15 protein-coding genes are annotated in these 16,939 nt (G+C 69.0%); all 15 read left to right on the forward strand.

The features are described 5' to 3' along the window. The first annotated feature begins 325 nt into the window (after positions 1–325). Complete coding sequence (gene rsmH, locus ACGFNK_RS11985; RefSeq protein ID WP_393414688.1) at positions 326–1,324, forward strand: 16S rRNA (cytosine(1402)-N(4))-methyltransferase RsmH; 999 nt, start codon at positions 326–328, stop codon at positions 1,322–1,324. 31 nt (positions 1,325–1,355) lie between these two features. Next, positions 1,356–1,925, forward strand: a complete 570-nt coding sequence (locus ACGFNK_RS11990) for a hypothetical protein (RefSeq protein WP_386345928.1) — start codon at positions 1,356–1,358, stop codon at positions 1,923–1,925. Positions 1,926–1,930: 5 nt separating this feature from the next. After that, entirely contained in the window at positions 1,931–3,907 is a 1,977-nt protein-coding gene (locus ACGFNK_RS11995) for a peptidoglycan D,D-transpeptidase FtsI family protein (protein WP_393414692.1), read from the forward strand. A gap of 185 nt (positions 3,908–4,092) precedes the next feature. After that, positions 4,093–5,610 (forward strand): UDP-N-acetylmuramoyl-L-alanyl-D-glutamate--2,6-diaminopimelate ligase, encoded by a 1,518-nt coding sequence (locus ACGFNK_RS12000; RefSeq protein ID WP_393414695.1) that lies wholly within the window; start codon positions 4,093–4,095, stop codon positions 5,608–5,610. A 4-nt stretch (positions 5,611–5,614) separates the two neighbouring features. Next, the gene (murF, locus tag ACGFNK_RS12005; protein WP_393414698.1) at positions 5,615–7,033 is read left to right on the forward strand and encodes a UDP-N-acetylmuramoyl-tripeptide--D-alanyl-D-alanine ligase; all 1,419 of its coding nucleotides are present in this window, start codon (positions 5,615–5,617) and stop codon (positions 7,031–7,033) included. After that, positions 7,030–8,103, forward strand: a complete 1,074-nt coding sequence (gene mraY / locus ACGFNK_RS12010; protein ID WP_344392300.1) for a phospho-N-acetylmuramoyl-pentapeptide-transferase — start codon at positions 7,030–7,032, stop codon at positions 8,101–8,103. Before murF ends, mraY begins: the two co-directional genes overlap by 4 nt. After that, on the forward strand, positions 8,100–9,512 hold the full coding sequence (gene murD, locus ACGFNK_RS12015) for a UDP-N-acetylmuramoyl-L-alanine--D-glutamate ligase (RefSeq protein ID WP_393414702.1): 1,413 nt from the start codon (positions 8,100–8,102) through the stop codon (positions 9,510–9,512). The genes mraY and murD overlap by 4 nt, the downstream gene beginning before the upstream one ends. Positions 9,513–9,608: 96 nt before the next feature. Next, positions 9,609–10,964, forward strand: a complete 1,356-nt coding sequence (gene ftsW, locus ACGFNK_RS12020) for a putative lipid II flippase FtsW (RefSeq protein ID WP_393414705.1) — start codon at positions 9,609–9,611, stop codon at positions 10,962–10,964. A 6-nt stretch (positions 10,965–10,970) separates the two neighbouring features. After that, the gene (gene murG, locus ACGFNK_RS12025; RefSeq protein ID WP_393414708.1) at positions 10,971–12,059 is read left to right on the forward strand and encodes an undecaprenyldiphospho-muramoylpentapeptide beta-N-acetylglucosaminyltransferase; all 1,089 of its coding nucleotides are present in this window, start codon (positions 10,971–10,973) and stop codon (positions 12,057–12,059) included. A 23-nt stretch (positions 12,060–12,082) separates the two neighbouring features. Continuing rightward, entirely contained in the window at positions 12,083–12,889 is an 807-nt protein-coding gene (locus ACGFNK_RS12030) for a cell division protein FtsQ/DivIB (protein WP_393414711.1), read from the forward strand. Positions 12,890–13,166: 277 nt separating this feature from the next. Further along, entirely contained in the window at positions 13,167–14,357 is a 1,191-nt protein-coding gene (ftsZ, locus tag ACGFNK_RS12035; RefSeq protein WP_388678003.1) for a cell division protein FtsZ, read from the forward strand. Then, positions 14,354–15,091, forward strand: a complete 738-nt coding sequence (gene pgeF, locus ACGFNK_RS12040; RefSeq protein WP_393414715.1) for a peptidoglycan editing factor PgeF — start codon at positions 14,354–14,356, stop codon at positions 15,089–15,091. The genes ftsZ and pgeF overlap by 4 nt, the downstream gene beginning before the upstream one ends. A gap of 6 nt (positions 15,092–15,097) precedes the next feature. Beyond that, positions 15,098–15,817 (forward strand): YggS family pyridoxal phosphate-dependent enzyme, encoded by a 720-nt coding sequence (locus tag ACGFNK_RS12045; RefSeq protein WP_393414718.1) that lies wholly within the window; start codon positions 15,098–15,100, stop codon positions 15,815–15,817. 129 nt (positions 15,818–15,946) lie between these two features. Continuing rightward, positions 15,947–16,588 (forward strand): cell division protein SepF, encoded by a 642-nt coding sequence (locus tag ACGFNK_RS12050; RefSeq protein WP_386345910.1) that lies wholly within the window; start codon positions 15,947–15,949, stop codon positions 16,586–16,588. Positions 16,589–16,638: 50 nt separating this feature from the next. Beyond that, positions 16,639–16,923, forward strand: a complete 285-nt coding sequence (locus ACGFNK_RS12055; RefSeq protein WP_386345908.1) for a YggT family protein — start codon at positions 16,639–16,641, stop codon at positions 16,921–16,923. Positions 16,924–16,939 lie beyond the last annotated feature (16 nt).

Below are 16,939 nucleotides of genomic sequence, written 5' to 3' on the forward strand. Positions count from 1 at the left end.
GCTGCCCGTAAGGGTGGTTCTCCGCGGCGTGCCGCGTCGGTGGCGGCGAGGTTCCGCGACGCGCAGGGCGGCTGATTGACCGCGTCACACGGTGGACTAAAGTGACGCGAACTGGGAGGCGAGAGTCTCCCAACTGGACTGTTGTCCCCCGGAGGACCCGGCGCCTTGCCGGAATCTCCCCGCGTGCGCGGCGCGTACGTACGGCTCGGCCTCCTCCCGCTCCCGGTCGACGACGCTTCCGGCGCCGGCAGGCCTTCCCCTTCACCGAGCGAGAGGGGACCCGGTGGTACGTACGCCACGCCGGACTTGAGAGGGCCCAGATCAAATGGGGCGCGAAGCGCATTCGAACAAGGGTGGTGGCGGGCGACGGGAGGGACAACGACATGTCCCGGTGATGCTCCAGCGGTGCCTGAACCTGTTGGCCCCGGCGCTGGAGGCGCCCGGAGCGGTCGTCGTCGACTGCACCCTCGGCCTCGGCGGCCACAGCGAGGCCCTGCTCGCCCGGTTCTCTCAGGCCCGCCTCGTCGCCCTGGACCGCGACAAGGAGGCGTTGCGCCTCTCCGGAGAGCGGCTCGCCCCTTTCGGTGACCGGGCCACCCTGGTGCACGCCGTCTACGACGAACTCCCGGACGTACTCGACCGGCTCGGGCTCCCGCGCGTCCAGGGTGTCCTCTTCGACCTCGGTGTCTCCTCCATGCAGCTCGACGAGGCCGACCGCGGGTTCGCGTACGCCCAGGACGCCCCGCTCGACATGCGTATGGACCAGTCGACCGGCGTGAGCGCGGCCGAGGTGCTCAACACGTACCCGCCGGGCGAACTCGTCCGGATCCTGAGGCTGTACGGCGAGGAGAAGCAGGCCAAGCGGATCGTGTCCGCGATCGTGCGTGAGCGCGAGAAGGAGCCCTTCACCAACAGCGCGCGTCTCGTCGAGCTGATCCGGAACGCGCTGCCACAGGCCGCCAAGCGCACCGGGGGCAACCCGGCCAAGCGGACCTTCCAGGCACTGCGTATCGAGGTCAACGGCGAACTCACCGTCCTGGAGAGGGCGATTCCCGCGGCCGTGAAGGCGCTTGCCGTCGGGGGCCGGATCGCCGTCCTGTCGTATCACTCGCTGGAGGACCGGCTGGTCAAGCAGGTGTTCGCGGCCGGTGCCGCCACCACCGCGCCGGCCGGTCTGCCGGTGGTGCCCGAGCGCTATCAGCCCCGGCTGAAGCTGCTGACGCGCGGTGCGGAGCTGCCAACGGAGGAAGAGATCGCTCAGAACCGGCGTGCTGCACCGGCGCGGCTGCGCGGGGCACAGCGCATCAGGGAGTCCATGGAATGAGGGGCGTGAGGCACAAGAAGGGGGCGGGTGAGTGAGTAGGAAACCCGAACTGAGGGGGCGGGCCGCCCGGCTCGCCCGGCTCATCCCGTCCGGTTCAGGACAGGCAGCCCGTACCCCCTTCGTCCTGCTCGTGGTGCTCCTCCTGGGCGGCGGCCTCATCGGGCTGCTGGTGTTGAACTCCGCTCTGAGTGAAGGGGCGTTCAAGCTCGACGACCTCCAGGACGACACGAAGAGCCTCACCGACGAGGAGCAGGCGCTCCAGCGTGACGTGGACGCCTACTCCGCCCCCGACGCCCTCCAGCGCCGCGCCCGCGAGCTGGGCATGGTCCCCGGCGGCGACCCCGCCTTCCTCAACCCCGACGGGACAGTGCGAGGGGTTCCTGAAGCCGCCCAGCAGTCCTCGGTGCGCGTCCCCTTGGTGCTGTCGCCCGAGACGCTCGATTCCGCGAGGAAGCCGAAGCCGACTTCGAAGCCGACGCCCACGCCCACGCCGAAGTCGACACCCACCCCGAAGCCCACGCCCACCGCGAGCCGCGCCCCCTCCCCGAAAGCCAAGCCCCCCACCCCGCCCACGCAGCCCCCTACGACCCCCGGCAGGTGACGGAAGTGTCCGACAAGGAACCCCCGCGCCGCCGCGTGCCGTCGCCCGCCAGGCCCGTACGCCCCGCCAGTCGGCGCCAGGGGCCTGGTCGGCGCCCGGGGTCCGGTGCCCGCCCCGCGGGCCGCCCGGCCGCGGCCCGCGCGGGGCGCTCACCCCGGCCGCGCATGATCCGTCTGGGCAGCCCCCGCCCCCGGCTGCGCCTGGTCAGCCTCGCCCTGACGCTGGTGATGATCGCCTTCGTGGTGCGGCTGCTCCAGGTGCAGGCGGTCGACGCGAGCGTGTACTCGGCCAAGGCCGAACAGAACCGGTACCTGAGCCGCACGCTGACGGCCGAACGCGGCGGGATCACCGACCGCAACGGCGTCGAGCTGGCAGCCAGTGTGGACGCGAACGACATCACGGCCGACCCCACGATGTTCACGCGGAAGGCGACGAAGGTCGACGACGCCCCAGAGCAGGCCGCCGCGCTGCTCGGCCCGATCCTCGGCAAGGAACCCGCCGAGCTCGCCGAGAAGCTCCGGACGAAGGGCACCCAGTACGTCCTGCTGGCCCGTCGCCAGACCCCGCAGGTCTGGACGCAGATCAACGACCTGAAGACGACGCTCGCCGAGAAGGCCCAGAAGGACAGGACGGCCGTGAACGTGCTCGCGGGCGTCTTCCAGGAGCCCAGCAGCAAGCGGGTCTATCCGAACGGCGACCTCGGCGCCGGGATACTGGGCTGGGTCAACGCCGACGGCAAGGGCGGCGGCGGTATCGAGCAACAGCTGAACGAGGAACTGTCAGGCAAGGACGGCAAGATCCGCTACGCCCAGGCCGGTGGCCACCGGGTCCCGACCGCGGGCAGTACCGAAACGCCCGCCGTGGCCGGTTCCGAGGTCGAGCTGACCATCGACCGCGACATTCAGTGGGCCGCGCAGAACGCCATCACCGAGCAGGTGAAGGAGTCCAAGGCGGACCGCGGCTACGTGATCGTGCAGGACAACAAGACCGGTGAGGTCCTCGCGATGGCCAACTCGCCCGGCTTCGACCCGAACGACCTCTCACAGGCCGGCTCGGCGGCGCTCGGCAACGCGGCCCTCCAGGACGCCTACGAACCCGGCTCCACCGCGAAGGTCATGTCGATGGCGGCCGTCCTGGAGGAGAACGTCGCCACGCCCTCGACCCATGTCACGGTGCCCAACAGGCTGCACCGCGGCGACCGGCTCTTCCAGGACGACATCAACCACCCGACCTGGTATCTGACGCTCAACGGCGTCCTCGCCAAGTCCAGCAACATCGGCACCATCCTGGCGACCGGCCAGCTCGGCAAGACGCAGCAGAAGGCCAACCAGGTCCTCTACTCGTATCTGCGCAAGTTCGGTATCGGCAGCCCCACCGGGCTCGGCTTCCCGGGCGAGACGGACGGCATCCTGGCGCCCGCCGAGAAGTGGTCGACCTCGCAGCAGTACACGATTCCTTTCGGCCAGGGCGTGTCGATCAACGCGATGCAGGCGGCCTCCGTCTACTCGACGATCGCGAACGGAGGCGTACGCGTCGAGCCGACCCTCGTACGAGGCACCAAGGGAGCGGACGGCCGCTTCACGCCGGCCCCAAAGCCCCAGAAGACAAGGGTCGTGAGCGAGAAGACGGCGAAGACACTGGCGCAGATGCTGGAGTCGGTCGTGGACGACGAGGAGGGCACCGGCACCAAGGCCCGTATCCCCGGCTACCGCGTCGCGGGGAAGACGGGCACCGCCAACCGGGTGGATCCGGCCACCGGCCGCTACCGCGGCTACACGTCGTCGTTCGCCGGCTTCGCACCCGCCGACAACCCCCGGGTGACCGTGTACTGCGCGATCCAGAACGCCACCAAGGGCAGCTACTTCGGCGGCCAGATCTGCGGGCCCGTCTACAAGGAGGTCCTGGAGTTCGCCCTCAAGACCCTCCAGGTGCCGCCCACCGGAGACGCGCCCGCCCGACTTCCGGTCACCTTCACACCCTGACCAGCGCCGGACACGTCCGGTCACCCGGAACACCCATCAGGAACCAATACGTGACAACGAACACTCCCGACCCGGGGAAACATCCGGAGCCCCGCCCCTCGCTTCGCCCAGCCGGGGGCGCGCCCGGTACGCTCACCGCCGTGCCACACGCTGATCAGTCCCAAATCACCCAGAAGGGCGTTCCTGTGACATTTCCGGGGCCGCCGCGACCGGTTCAGGTCTCCGCCACAGACCTGGCGGACCTCGCCGATCAGCTGGGTGTCACCGCCCCCGCTGCGGCCGAGGTCACGGGCATCACCCACGACTCCCGGGCCGTGCGCCCGGGCGACCTCTACGCCGCCCTGCCCGGCGCCCGGCTGCACGGCGCCGACTTCGTGACGCAGGCCGCGGGCCTGGGTGCGGTGGCGGTGCTCACGGACCCGACCGGTGCCGAGCGCGCCGCCGAGACGGGCCTTCCGGTCCTCGTCGTCGACGATCCGCGCGGACGGATGGGCGAGCTGGCGGCCACGATCTACGGCCACCCCGGCCGCGATCTCCTCCAGATCGGCATCACCGGCACCTCGGGCAAGACCACGACGGCGTACCTCATCGAGGGCGGCCTCAAGACGGTCCGCAGCACCGGACTCATCGGCACCGTCGAAACGCGCATCGGCGACGAGCGCATCAAGTCGGAGCGGACGACTCCCGAGGCCACCGACCTCCAGGCGCTGTTCGCGGTGATGCGCGAGCGCGGCGTGGACGCGGTCGCCATGGAGGTCTCCAGCCACGCGCTGGTCCTCGGCCGGGTCGACGGCTGTGTCTTCGACATCGCGGTCTTCACCAACCTCAGCCCGGAACACATGGAGTTCCACTCCGACATGGAGGACTACTTCCGGGCCAAGGCGCAGCTGTTCACGCCGAAACGCAGCAGGTTCGGCGTAGTCAACTTTGATGACGAGTACGGGCGGAGGCTCGTCAAGGAAGCCACCGTCCCTGTGGTGACGTTTTCCGCCGAGGGACACCCGGACGCCGACTGGCGCGCCGAGGATGTCGAGGTGGGTCCGCTGGACTCGACGTTCGTAGCGATCGGCCCCAAGGGGGAGCGGATCAGCGCCAAGTCGCCGCTCGCGGGCCCCTTCAACGTCGCCAACACCCTCGCCGCGATCGTCGCCCTGGCCGCCGCAGGGCTCGACGCCCAGACCGCGGCCGACGGCATCGCGGCCGTACCGGGTGTGCCGGGCCGCCTGGAACGCGTGGACGCCGGTCAGCCGTACCTGGCGGTCGTCGACTACGCCCACAAGACGGACGCCGTGGAGTCGGTGCTGCGCGCACTCCGCAAGGTCACCGAGGGCAAGCTGCACATCGTGCTCGGCTGCGGCGGAGACCGCGACAAGTCCAAGCGGATGCCGATGGGCGCCGCCGCGGCCCGCCTCGCCGACACAGCCGTACTGACGTCGGACAACCCCCGCTCAGAGGACCCCCTCGCGATCCTCGCCACCATGCTCGCGGGTGCCGCCGACGTGCCGGCGCACGAGCGCGGCGAGGTCGCGGTCTTCGAGGACCGGGCCGCCGCGATCGCCGCTGCCGTCGCCCGCGCCGAGCCGGGCGACACCGTGCTGGTCGCGGGCAAGGGCCATGAGCAGGGCCAGGACATCGCCGGAGTGGTCCGTCCCTTCGACGACCGCCAGGTGCTTCGCGAAGCTATCCAGAAGACCCAGGGATGAACTTGTGATCGCCCTCTCTCTCGCCGAGATCGCCTCAGTCGTCGGCGGGCAGACGTACGACATACCGGATCCGTCGGTCCAGATCACCGGACCGGTCGTCAGGGACTCCCGTGAAGTGGAGCCAGGCAGCCTGTTCGTCGCCTTCGTGGGCGAGCGCGTGGACGGTCACGACTTCGCCGCACAGGTCGTCGCCGAGGGCGCCGCCGCCGTACTGGCGTCCCGGGCCGTCGGCGTGCCCTCGATCGTCGTGGACGACGTCCAGGCGGCCCTGGGAGCCCTCGCCCGCCATGTCGTCCAGCGGCTCGGCGCGACCCTCGTGGCCCTCACCGGCTCCGCCGGCAAGACCAGCACCAAGGACCTGATCGCGCAGGTACTCCGGCGCAAGGCGCCGACCGTCTTCACACCGGGCTCGCTCAACAACGAGATCGGGCTGCCGCTCACCGCGCTCAGCGCCACCGAGGAGACGAAGTTCCTCGTCCTGGAGATGGGCGCCCGCGGTATCGGCCACATCCGCTACCTCGCGGAACTGACCCCGCCGAAGATCGGCCTCGTCCTGAACGTCGGCACCGCCCACATCGGCGAGTTCGGCGGGCGGGAGCAGATCGCCCAGGCTAAGGGCGAGTTGGTGGAAGCGCTCCCCGAAGAGGGCGCCGCGATTCTCAACGCCGACGATCCCCTCGTACGCGCCATGGCATCCCGTACGAAGGCACGCGTGCTCCTCTTCGGAGAGTCCGGCGAAGCGGACGTACGGGCCGAGAACGTGCGGCTCACGGAGAACGGGCAGCCCGCGTTCAGGCTTCACACACCCTCCGGTGCAAGCGATGTGACCATGCGCCTGTACGGTGAGCACCACGTGTCGAACGCGCTCGCCGCGGCCGCCGTCGCCCATGAGCTGGGCATGTCCGCAGACGAGATCGCCGTCGCGCTCTCCGAGGCGGGCTCCCTCTCCCGCTGGCGGATGGAGGTCACCGAGCGCCCGGACGGCGTGACGGTCGTCAACGACGCCTACAACGCGAACCCCGAATCCATGCGGGCGGCTCTGCGCGCGCTGGCTGCCATGGGCGGAGCCTCACGGGCAAGGGGGGGCCGGACCTGGGCGGTGCTCGGCAAGATGGCCGAGCTCGGGGACGAGGCGCTCGCCGAGCACGACGCGGTCGGACGGCTCGCCGTCCGGCTCAACGTCAGCAAGCTCGTCGCGGTCGGGGGCAGGGAAGCGTCCTGGCTCCAACTGGGCGCATATAACGAGGGTTCGTGGGGTGAGGAGTCGGTGCACGTGTCCGACGCACAGGCGGCTGTCGACCTGTTGCGCAATGAGCTGCGCCCGGGGGACGTCGTGCTCGTGAAGGCGTCCAGATCTGTGGGTCTCGAGTGGGTGGCCCAGGCGTTGCTCGAGGGTGCCGAGGGTGAGGTCGCCGCCCGATGATGAACCAGATCCTGTTCTCGGGAGTCATCGGCCTCTTCCTGACTCTCGTGGGCACTCCTCTGCTGATCAAACTCCTTGCCCGCAAGGGCTACGGCCAGTACATCCGCGACGACGGCCCGCGCGAGCACCACGCCAAGCGCGGTACGCCGACCATGGGCGGCATCGCCTTCATCCTGGCCACGATCATCGCGTACTTCCTCAGCAAAGTGATCACCGGCAAGCCGCCGACGTTCTCCGGGCTGCTGGTCCTCGGGCTGATGGGCGGCATGGGCCTGGTCGGTTTCCTCGACGACTACATCAAGATCGTCAAGCGGAGGTCGCTCGGCCTGCGGGCCAAGGCCAAGATGGCCGGCCAGCTGATCGTCGGCATCAGCTTCGCCGTGCTCTCGCTGCAGTTCGCGGACAGCCGGGGCCAGACGCCGGCCTCCACGAAGCTCTCCTTCGTGCAGGACTTCGGCTGGACCATCGGCCCAGTGCTGTTCGTGGTCTGGGCGCTGTTCATGATCCTCGCCATGTCGAACGGCGTGAACCTCACCGACGGTCTGGACGGCCTCGCCACCGGCGCCTCCGTCATGGTCTTCGGCGCGTACACGTTCATCGGCGTCTGGCAGTTCCAGGAGTCCTGCGCCAACGGGGAGACGCTGACCAACCCGACCGCCTGCTTCGAAGTACGCGATCCACTCGACCTCGCGGTCGTCGCCTCGGCACTGATGGGCGCCTGCTTCGGCTTCCTGTGGTGGAACACCTCACCCGCCAAGATCTTCATGGGCGACACCGGCTCGCTGGCGCTCGGCGGCGCGCTCGCCGGACTCGCCATCTGCTCCCGCACCGAGCTGCTGCTCGCGCTGCTCGGCGGTCTCTTCGTCCTGATCACCATGTCGGTCGTCATCCAGGTCGGCTCCTTCCGGCTGACCGGGAAGCGCGTCTTCCGCATGGCCCCGCTCCAGCACCACTTCGAACTCAAGGGGTGGTCCGAAGTCCTTGTCGTGGTCCGCTTCTGGATCATCCAGGGCATGTGCGTGATCGTGGGTCTGGGTCTCTTCTACGCAGGGTGGGCAGCCGACAAGTGACCACTTGGCAGGGCCGGAACATCACCGTCGCCGGCCTCGGCGTGAGCGGCATCAGCGCCGCCCGCGCCCTGGCCGGCCTCGGCGCGTCCGTCACGGTCGTCGACGGGGGCTCCTCCCCGGCGCACCGGGAGCGGGCCGACTCCCTTGAGGGAGAAGGCATTTCGGTACGTCTTGGGGACGCCGAGACCCTCCCCGAGGGCACCGACCTCGTGGTCACCTCGCCGGGCTGGAAGCCCACCTCGCCGCTCTTCGCCGCAGCCGCGAAGGCGGGCGTGGACGTCGTCGGCGACGTGGAGATCGCCTGGCTTCTGCGTGGCCCGGACGCGGCGCCCTGGCTCGCCGTCACGGGCACCAACGGCAAGACCACCACCACGCAGATGCTCGCGTCGATCCTGAGCGCCGCGGGCCTGCGTACGGCCGCCGTGGGCAACATCGGCACGCCGATCATCGATGTCGTGCTGAGCGCGGAACCGTATGACGTCCTCGCCGTCGAACTCTCCAGCTACCAGCTGCACTGGGCGCCCTCCCTGCGCGCCCACTCCGCCGTCGTGCTCAACATCGCGCCCGACCACCTCGACTGGCACGGCTCCATGGAGGCGTACGCCGCCGACAAGGGCCGTATCTACGAGGGCAATCGGGTCGCCTGCGTCTACAACGTCGCGGACAAGGCCACCGAGGACCTGGTGCGCGCGGCGGACGTCGAGGAGGGCTGCCGGGCGGTCGGCTTCACGCTGGGTACGCCCGGGCCGTCCCAACTCGGCGTCGTGGAGGGCCTGCTGGTCGACCGCGCCTTCGTCGAGGACCGGCACAAGCAGGCCCAGGAACTCGCGGAGGTCGGCGACGTCCAGCCGCCGGCCCCGCACAACATCGCCAACGCCCTCGCGGCGGCGGCCCTCGCGCGCGCCTACGGGGTGCCCGCAGCGGCCGTACGAGACGGTCTGCGGGCGTTCCGTCCGGACGCGCACCGCATCCAGCACATCGCCGACGTCGGCGAGGTCGCCTACATCGACGACTCCAAGGCCACCAACACGCATGCCGCGGAGGCCTCTTTGGCGGCATACGAGTCGATTGTGTGGATCGCGGGAGGGCTGGCCAAGGGAGCGACCTTCGACGAGCTGGTCGCCAAGTCGGCAAAGCGACTTCGGGGCGTCGTCCTGTTCGGTGCCGACCGGGCCCTGATCCGGCAGGCGCTGGCGCGACACGCGCCCGAAGTACCGGTCGTCGACCTCGACCGGACCGACACTGGGGCGATGCTCGAGGCCGTCCAGGAGGCGACGCGGCTCGCCCGCGCGGGAGACACGGTGCTCATGGCTCCCGCCTGTGCCTCCATGGACATGTTCACCAACTACAACCAGCGCGGCGACATGTTCGCGGAGGCCGTCCGCGAACTCGGCGCCGCCAGCGCCTGACTCGGCTGCTGCCGCGCCGGGAGGCGCCCCGGTACCTCTGGGAGGGACGCGTGACGCCATCGTGGCCGGTGCATCGTGGGCCGCTGGGCCGTGCCGATGTCCGGTAACCGCACCGGCCGGCCCTCCGCCCCGCGTGCCACCGGGCGCCCCGCGGTCTCCAGCCCGTCGGGTGACAACCCCGTGCGCCGTCTCTACACGAGTGCGCGCCGTGCCTGGGACCGGCCGCTGACCGCGTACTACCTGATCCTCGGCAGCAGCATGCTGATCACCGTGCTGGGGATCGTGATGGTGTACTCGGCCTCCCAGATCACGGCGCTGCAACTGTCGCTGCCGGGGACGTACTTCTTCCGGAAGCAGTTCCTGGCGGCCGTGCTGGGCACCGTACTGCTGCTGCTCGCCTCACGGATGCCGTCCAAGCTGCACCGCGCGCTGGCGTATCCGATGCTCCTGGGCTCGGTCTTCCTGATGGTCCTGGTGCAGATCCCGGGGATAGGGGTGGCGGTGAACGGCAACCAGAACTGGATCTCCATCGGCGGCCCGTTCCAGCTCCAGCCCAGCGAGTTCGGCAAGCTGGCGCTCGTCCTGTGGGGCGCCGATCTGCTCGCCCGCAAACAGGACAAGCGGCTGCTGACCCAGTGGAAGCACATGCTGGTGCCGCTCGTGCCGGTGGCCTTCATGCTGCTCGGACTGATCATGCTCGGCGGCGACATGGGCACGGCGATCATCCTCACCGCGATCCTGTTCGGGCTGCTCTGGCTGGCCGGAGCCCCGACGCGGCTCTTCGCGGGTGTCCTGGCCATCGCCGGGACGATCGGCCTGATGCTGATCACGACCAGCCCGAACCGTATGGCGCGGCTGGCCTGCATCGGCGCCACCGAGCCCGGACCGAACGACACCTGCTGGCAGGCCGTGCACGGAATCTACGCCCTCGCCTCCGGCGGAATCTTCGGATCCGGCCTCGGTGCTAGCGTGGAGAAATGGGGCCAACTCCCCGAAGCACACACCGACTTCATCTTCGCCGTCACCGGTGAGGAACTGGGCCTGGCGGGGACGCTGTCGGTACTCGCCCTCTTCGCGGCTCTAGGCTATGCGGGTATCCGCGTGGCCGGACGCACGGAGGACCCCTTCGTGAGGTACGCCGCGGGAGGCGTGACCACCTGGATCACGGCCCAGGCCGTGATCAACATCGGTGCGGTGCTCGGTCTGCTGCCGATCGCCGGAGTCCCGCTCCCGCTGTTCTCCTACGGGGGTTCCGCTTTGCTGCCGACCATGTTCGCCATCGGGCTCCTGATCGCCTTCGCGCGGGAGGATCCCGCTGCGCGGGCGGCGCTTGCGATGCGGCAACCACGCTTTGGTAGAAAGCGGGCTGGAGGTTCCGGAACCAGTCGGAGACCTCGGAGCTGGAACACGATGCGACGGCGCGCCTCGGCGCGTTCGTCCGGAGAGCGGTGAATTTCGGTGCATGTCGTACTCGCCGGTGGAGGGACCGCCGGCCACATCGAGCCCGCGCTCGCCCTCGCGGACGCCCTGCGCAGGCAGGACCCGACCGTGGGCATCACGGCCCTGGGCACGGAGCGCGGACTCGAGACCCGGCTCGTACCCGAGCGGGGCTATGAACTCGCGCTGATCCCCGCCGTCCCGCTGCCCCGCAAGCCCACCCCCGAGCTGATCACCGTCCCCGGGCGGCTGCGCGGCACGATCAAGGCGGCCGAGCAGATCCTGGAGCGCACCAAGGCCGACGCCGTCGTCGGCTTCGGCGGCTATGTCGCCCTGCCCGGCTACCTCGCGGCCAAGCGCCTCGGCGTCCCGATCGTCATCCACGAGGCCAACGCGCGGCCCGGCCTGGCCAACAAGATCGGTTCGCGGTACGCGGCTCAGGTCGCCGTGTCCACTCCGGACAGCAAGCTCCGCGGCGCCCGCTACATCGGCATCCCGCTGCGCCGCACCATCGCCACCCTCGACCGTGCCGCCGTACGCCCCGAGGCCCGCGCCGCCTTCGGTCTCGACCCCGCCCTGCCGACCCTGCTGGTCTCCGGCGGCTCGCAGGGCGCCCGCCGCCTCAACGAGGTGGTCCAGCAGGTCGCCCCCTACCTCCAGCAGGCCGGCATCCAGGTCCTGCACGCGGTCGGCCCCAAGAACGAACTGCCGCACGTCCAGCAGATGCCGGGGATGCCCCCGTACATCCCGGTACCGTACGTGGACCGGATGGATCTCGCGTACGCCGCGGCCGACATGATGCTCTGCCGGGCGGGCGCGATGACCGTCGCCGAACTCGCCGCGGTCGGACTGCCCGCCGCGTACGTCCCGCTGCCGATCGGCAACGGCGAACAGCGGCTGAACGCCCAGCCGGTGGTCAAGGCGGGCGGCGGACTCCTCGTCGATGACGCGGAACTGACACCCCAGTGGGTCCAGGCCAACGTCCTGCCCGTGCTCGCGGATCCGCACCGGCTGTTCGAGATGTCCCGCGCCGCCTCGGAGTTCGGCCGCCGGGACGCCGACGAACTGCTCGTCGGGATGGTGTACGAGGCGATCGCGTCACGCCGTTAGCGCGTGGCAGAAGGCAGGGGAGCGTGGCCGGACCGACGACCGCAGAGCGAGGCGAACGACAGCGGCCTCAGTCCGGCCCACCCCGGCCGCCCCGCCTCAGGAGGCTGCCCCGGCCTCGTACGCTCCTCGTGCTGCTCGTCTGCGTCGTGCTCCTTGCCGTGGGCGGCGTCTGGGTGCTCTACGGCTCGCAATGGCTGCGGGTGGAGCGCGTATCGGCTTCGGGGATGCGCGTCCTGACGGACGAGCAGGTGCTCGCGGCGGCGGACGTTCCGGTCGGGTCGCCGTTGATTTCCATCGACACCGAGGCGATTGAGGCAAGACTGCGTCAGAAATTGCCCCGAATTGACTCGGTTGATGTCATCCGTTCCTGGCCCGACGAAATCGGGCTGAAAGTGAAAGAACGCACTCCGGTTCTGATGGTGAAAAAAGGTGGAAACTTCGTAGAAGTGGACGCCAAGGGGGTGCGGTACGCAACGGTTTCGCGCGCCCCGAAGGGCGTGCCGGAACTGAAATTGACGGTGCTTCAGTCCTCCTCCGGAACCTCTCAGTCCGCGAGCCTGAGACGCTTCGGGACGGGCCGGCTGGTGCGTGAGGCGGTGCGCGTCGCGGGCGCGCTTCCGGCCGCCGTCGCGCGCGAGACCCGTACGGTCAAGGTCCGTTCGTACGACTCCATCTCGCTTGAGTTGAGCGGAAACCGGACCGTCGCGTGGGGCAGTGCCGAGAAGGGCCGCGCGAAGGCCAGAACACTCACCGCTCTCATGAAAGCCGCATCCGAGGCACGGCACTTCGATGTCAGCGTCCCCACCGCCCCTGCGTCATCAGGGAGTTGACGCACATACGCGCAGGCCAGCACCCTGGTTGGGCAGTGCTACGGCTGATCACATAGGGTGAAAAGAAAAACGGGAGGTTCGGCGTGTTCGTTGAACGTGCGCCACTTGTCGACTTAGTGTCCTGTTCGGAAGAGTCCAGGGAACAGACACACTGGTAACCCTAAACTTCAGCGTTAGGGTTCGGGTCGGCGTTCGGACCGTCCCATTCGGCATCAGTCGTCGGATCGCGCGACCACGCGAGGCGACGACACGTAACTCGAGGCGAGAGGCCTTCGACGTGGCAGCACCGCAGAACTACCTCGCAGTCATCAAAGTCATCGGTGTCGGCGGCGGTGGTGTCAATGCCATCAACCGGATGATCGAGGTCGGTCTCAAGGGCGTCGAGTTCATCGCCATCAACACCGACGCGCAAGCTCTGTTGATGAGCGACGCCGACGTCAAGCTCGACGTCGGCCGTGAACTCACCCGCGGACTCGGCGCCGGAGCCAACCCGGCCGTCGGCCGCAAGGCCGCCGAGGACCACCGCGAGGAGATCGAGGAGGTCCTCAAGGGGGCCGACATGGTCTTCGTGACAGCCGGTGAAGGCGGCGGCACCGGCACCGGCGGCGCGCCCGTCGTGGCCAACATCGCCCGTTCCCTCGGCGCCCTCACCATCGGTGTGGTCACCCGCCCGTTCACATTCGAGGGCCGGCGCCGCGCCAACCAGGCGGAGGACGGCATCGCCGAGCTCCGCGAAGAGGTCGACACCCTCATCGTCATCCCGAACGACCGGCTGCTGTCCATCTCGGACCGCCAGGTCAGCGTGCTCGACGCCTTCAAGTCCGCCGACCAGGTGCTGCTCTCCGGTGTTCAGGGCATCACCGACCTCATCACCACCCCTGGTCTCATCAACCTCGACTTCGCCGACGTCAAGTCCGTGATGTCCGAAGCGGGTTCGGCGCTCATGGGCATCGGCTCTGCCCGCGGTGACGACCGTGCGGTGGCCGCCGCCGAGATGGCGATCTCCTCGCCGCTCCTGGAAGCCTCCATCGACGGCGCCCGAGGCGTCCTGCTCTCCATCTCCGGCGGCTCCGACCTCGGCCTGTTCGAGATCAACGAGGCCGCCCAGCTGGTGAGCGAGGCCGCACACCCCGAGGCCAACATCATCTTCGGCGCGGTGATCGACGACGCGCTGGGCGACGAGGTCCGGGTCACCGTCATCGCGGCCGGCTTCGACGGCGGACAGCCCCCGTCCAAGCGGGACAACGTCCTCGGCTCCTCCGCCAAGCGCGAGGAGTCCACGCCGGTACGGCCCTCCGAGAGCCGCCCGTCCTTCGGCTCGCTCGGCAGCGTCACACCGCGCGAGGAGACGCCGGAACCCGCCCCCGAGCCGGTGAACGAACTGCCGGTCTCCCCGCCGGTCCCGCCGTCGCGGACCTACTCCGACAGTGCGGCCGAAGAGCTGGACGTGCCGGACTTCCTCAAGTGATAGGACAACGCTCCGAAACGAGCACAGCGGGCGGCGCGCATTTCGCCTTCACCGACCGGTGGGGCGGGGTGAGCGCCGTTCCGTACGAGGAGCTCAACCTCGGCGGAGCGGTCGGCGACGACCCCGACGCCGTACGCACCAATCGTGAACTGGCCGCGAAGTCACTCGGCCTCGACCCGGCCCGGGTCGTCTGGATGAACCAGGTGCACGGGCCGGAGGTGGCAGTGGTCGACGAACCCTGGGGAGACCGTCCCGTGCCGGAGGTCGATGCCGTCGTCACCACCCGCCGCTCTCTCGCCCTCGCCGTCCTCACCGCCGACTGCACGCCCGTCCTGCTCGCCGACCCGGTCGCCGAAGTCGTGGCCGCCGCTCACGCGGGACGACCAGGCATGGTCGCCGGGGTCGTGCCCGCAGCCGTCTCGGCGATGGTCGAACTCGGTGCGGAGCCGGGTCGGATCGTCGCCCGCACCGGCCCCGCCGTCTGCGGCCGCTGCTACGAAGTGCCGGAGGCAATGCGCGCCGAGGTCGCCGCCGTCGAGCCGGCTGCGTACGCCGAGACCAGTTGGGGCACCCCGGCGGTCGACGTGACCGCGGGAGTGCACGCACAGCTGGAGCGGCTCGGAGTGCGCGACTGGGAGCAGTCCCCGGTATGCACGCTCGAATCGGGCGACCACTTCTCGTACCGCCGCGATCGCACCACCGGTCGGCTCGCGGGCTATGTGTGGCTGGACTGATGGGGCATGACGGACCGTAAGGCGCAACTCGCCAGAAACCTCGCACAAGTTGAAGAACGCATCACGGCGGCCTGTGTGGCCGCAGGCCGCAAGCGCGAAGAGGTGACCCTGATCGTGGTCACCAAGACCTACCCCGCGAGCGATGTGCGGATCCTGTCGGAGCTCGGTGTACGTCACGTCGCCGAGAACCGGGACCAGGACGCGGCGCCCAAGGCCGCCGAGTGCTCGAATCTGCCCCTCACCTGGCACTTCGTCGGTCAGTTGCAGACCAACAAGGTGCGTTCCGTGGTCGGTTATGCGGGAATTGTGCAGTCGATCGACCGGTCCCGGCTCGTTACGGCTCTGTCGAAGGAAGCGGTACGCGCCGGGCGCGAGGTGGGCTGCCTCATCCAGGTCGCGCTCGACGCGGACGAGAGCGGCCGGGGGGTGCGCGGGGGCGTAGGGCCGGACGGAGTCGAAGAGTTGGGCGAGCTTGTCGCCAAGGCTCCGGGGTTGCGACTTGACGGACTGATGACCGTCGCTCCGCTCACCGGACCGTACGCGGGGCGTGAACAGGCGGCGTTCGAGCGGCTGATGGATTTGTCGACTGACCTGCGCAGGGCTCATCCGGCTGCGAACATGGTCTCGGCAGGGATGAGTTCGGACCTCGAACAGGCCGTGGCGGCCGGAGCGACACATGTACGCGTCGGCACCGCGGTACTCGGCGTCCGTCCTGGGCTCGGGTAACGTCGCCAAGAAGTCGGACCACAGCAGAAAATATGGTCATTACCGCCGAAAGCGGGCATAACGACCTCGTGGATCGCGGGCACTTGGCAATAGTCAGCCGATCCACCACAGAGCGGAGGACTCAGAGCAATGGCCGGCGCGATGCGCAAGATGGCGGTCTACCTCGGCCTCGTGGAGGACGATGGGTACGACGGCAGGGGTTTCGACCCCGACGACGACTTCGAGCCCGAGCTTGATCCGGAGCCTGAGCGGGACCGCCGGCGGCACGAGCCGCCGCATCAGTCGCACCAGTCGCATCAGTCCCAAAGGGACGAATCGGTACGAGTGGTGCAACCACCGGTGCAGCGTGATCCCGTGTCACATTCCGCTTCGCTATCGGCGGAATCCGGGCGTCCGGCACGAATCGCCCCCGTGGCGTCCATCACACAAGAACGTCAAAGCCTGGAGAAGAACGCACCGGTGATCATGCCCAAGGTCGTGTCGGAACGAGAGCCGTACCGGATCACCACACTGCACCCTCGGACCTATAACGAGGCCCGTACCATCGGGGAACACTTCCGTGAAGGCACCCCGGTGATCATGAACTTGACCGAGATGGATGACACCGATGCCAAGCGACTTGTCGACTTTGCCGCCGGTTTGGTGTTTGGTCTTCATGGGAGTATCGAGCGGGTGACGCAGAAGGTGTTCCTGTTGTCGCCTGCTAACGTCGATGTCACGGCGGAGGACAAGGCTCGCATCGCAGAGGGCGGGTTCTTCAACCAGAGCTGAGACGCAGGACCGGACAGAGTACGGAATCAGGGGAGAGGGAAGCGCGGATCATGAGCGTGGTCTTGGATGTTGTCTACATCGCGCTGATGTGTTTCCTCATCGTGCTGATCTTCCGGCTTGTCATGGACTACGTCTTCCAGTTCGCCCGCTCATGGCAACCCGGCAAGCCGATGGTGGTCGTTCTGGAGGCCACCTACACTGTCACGGATCCACCGCTCAAGCTTCTGCGGCGGTTCATCCCGCCGCTGCGTCTCGGGGGCGTGGCGCTCGACCTGTCCTTCTTCGTACTGATGATCATCGTCTACATCCTGATCTCCGTTGTGAGCCGGCTGTGAACGATACGGTCTTGCC

The sequence above is a fragment of the Streptomyces sp. NPDC048825 genome (genome assembly GCF_043198355.1).
GTDB lineage: Bacteria > Actinomycetota > Actinomycetes > Streptomycetales > Streptomycetaceae > Streptomyces > Streptomyces xiangluensis.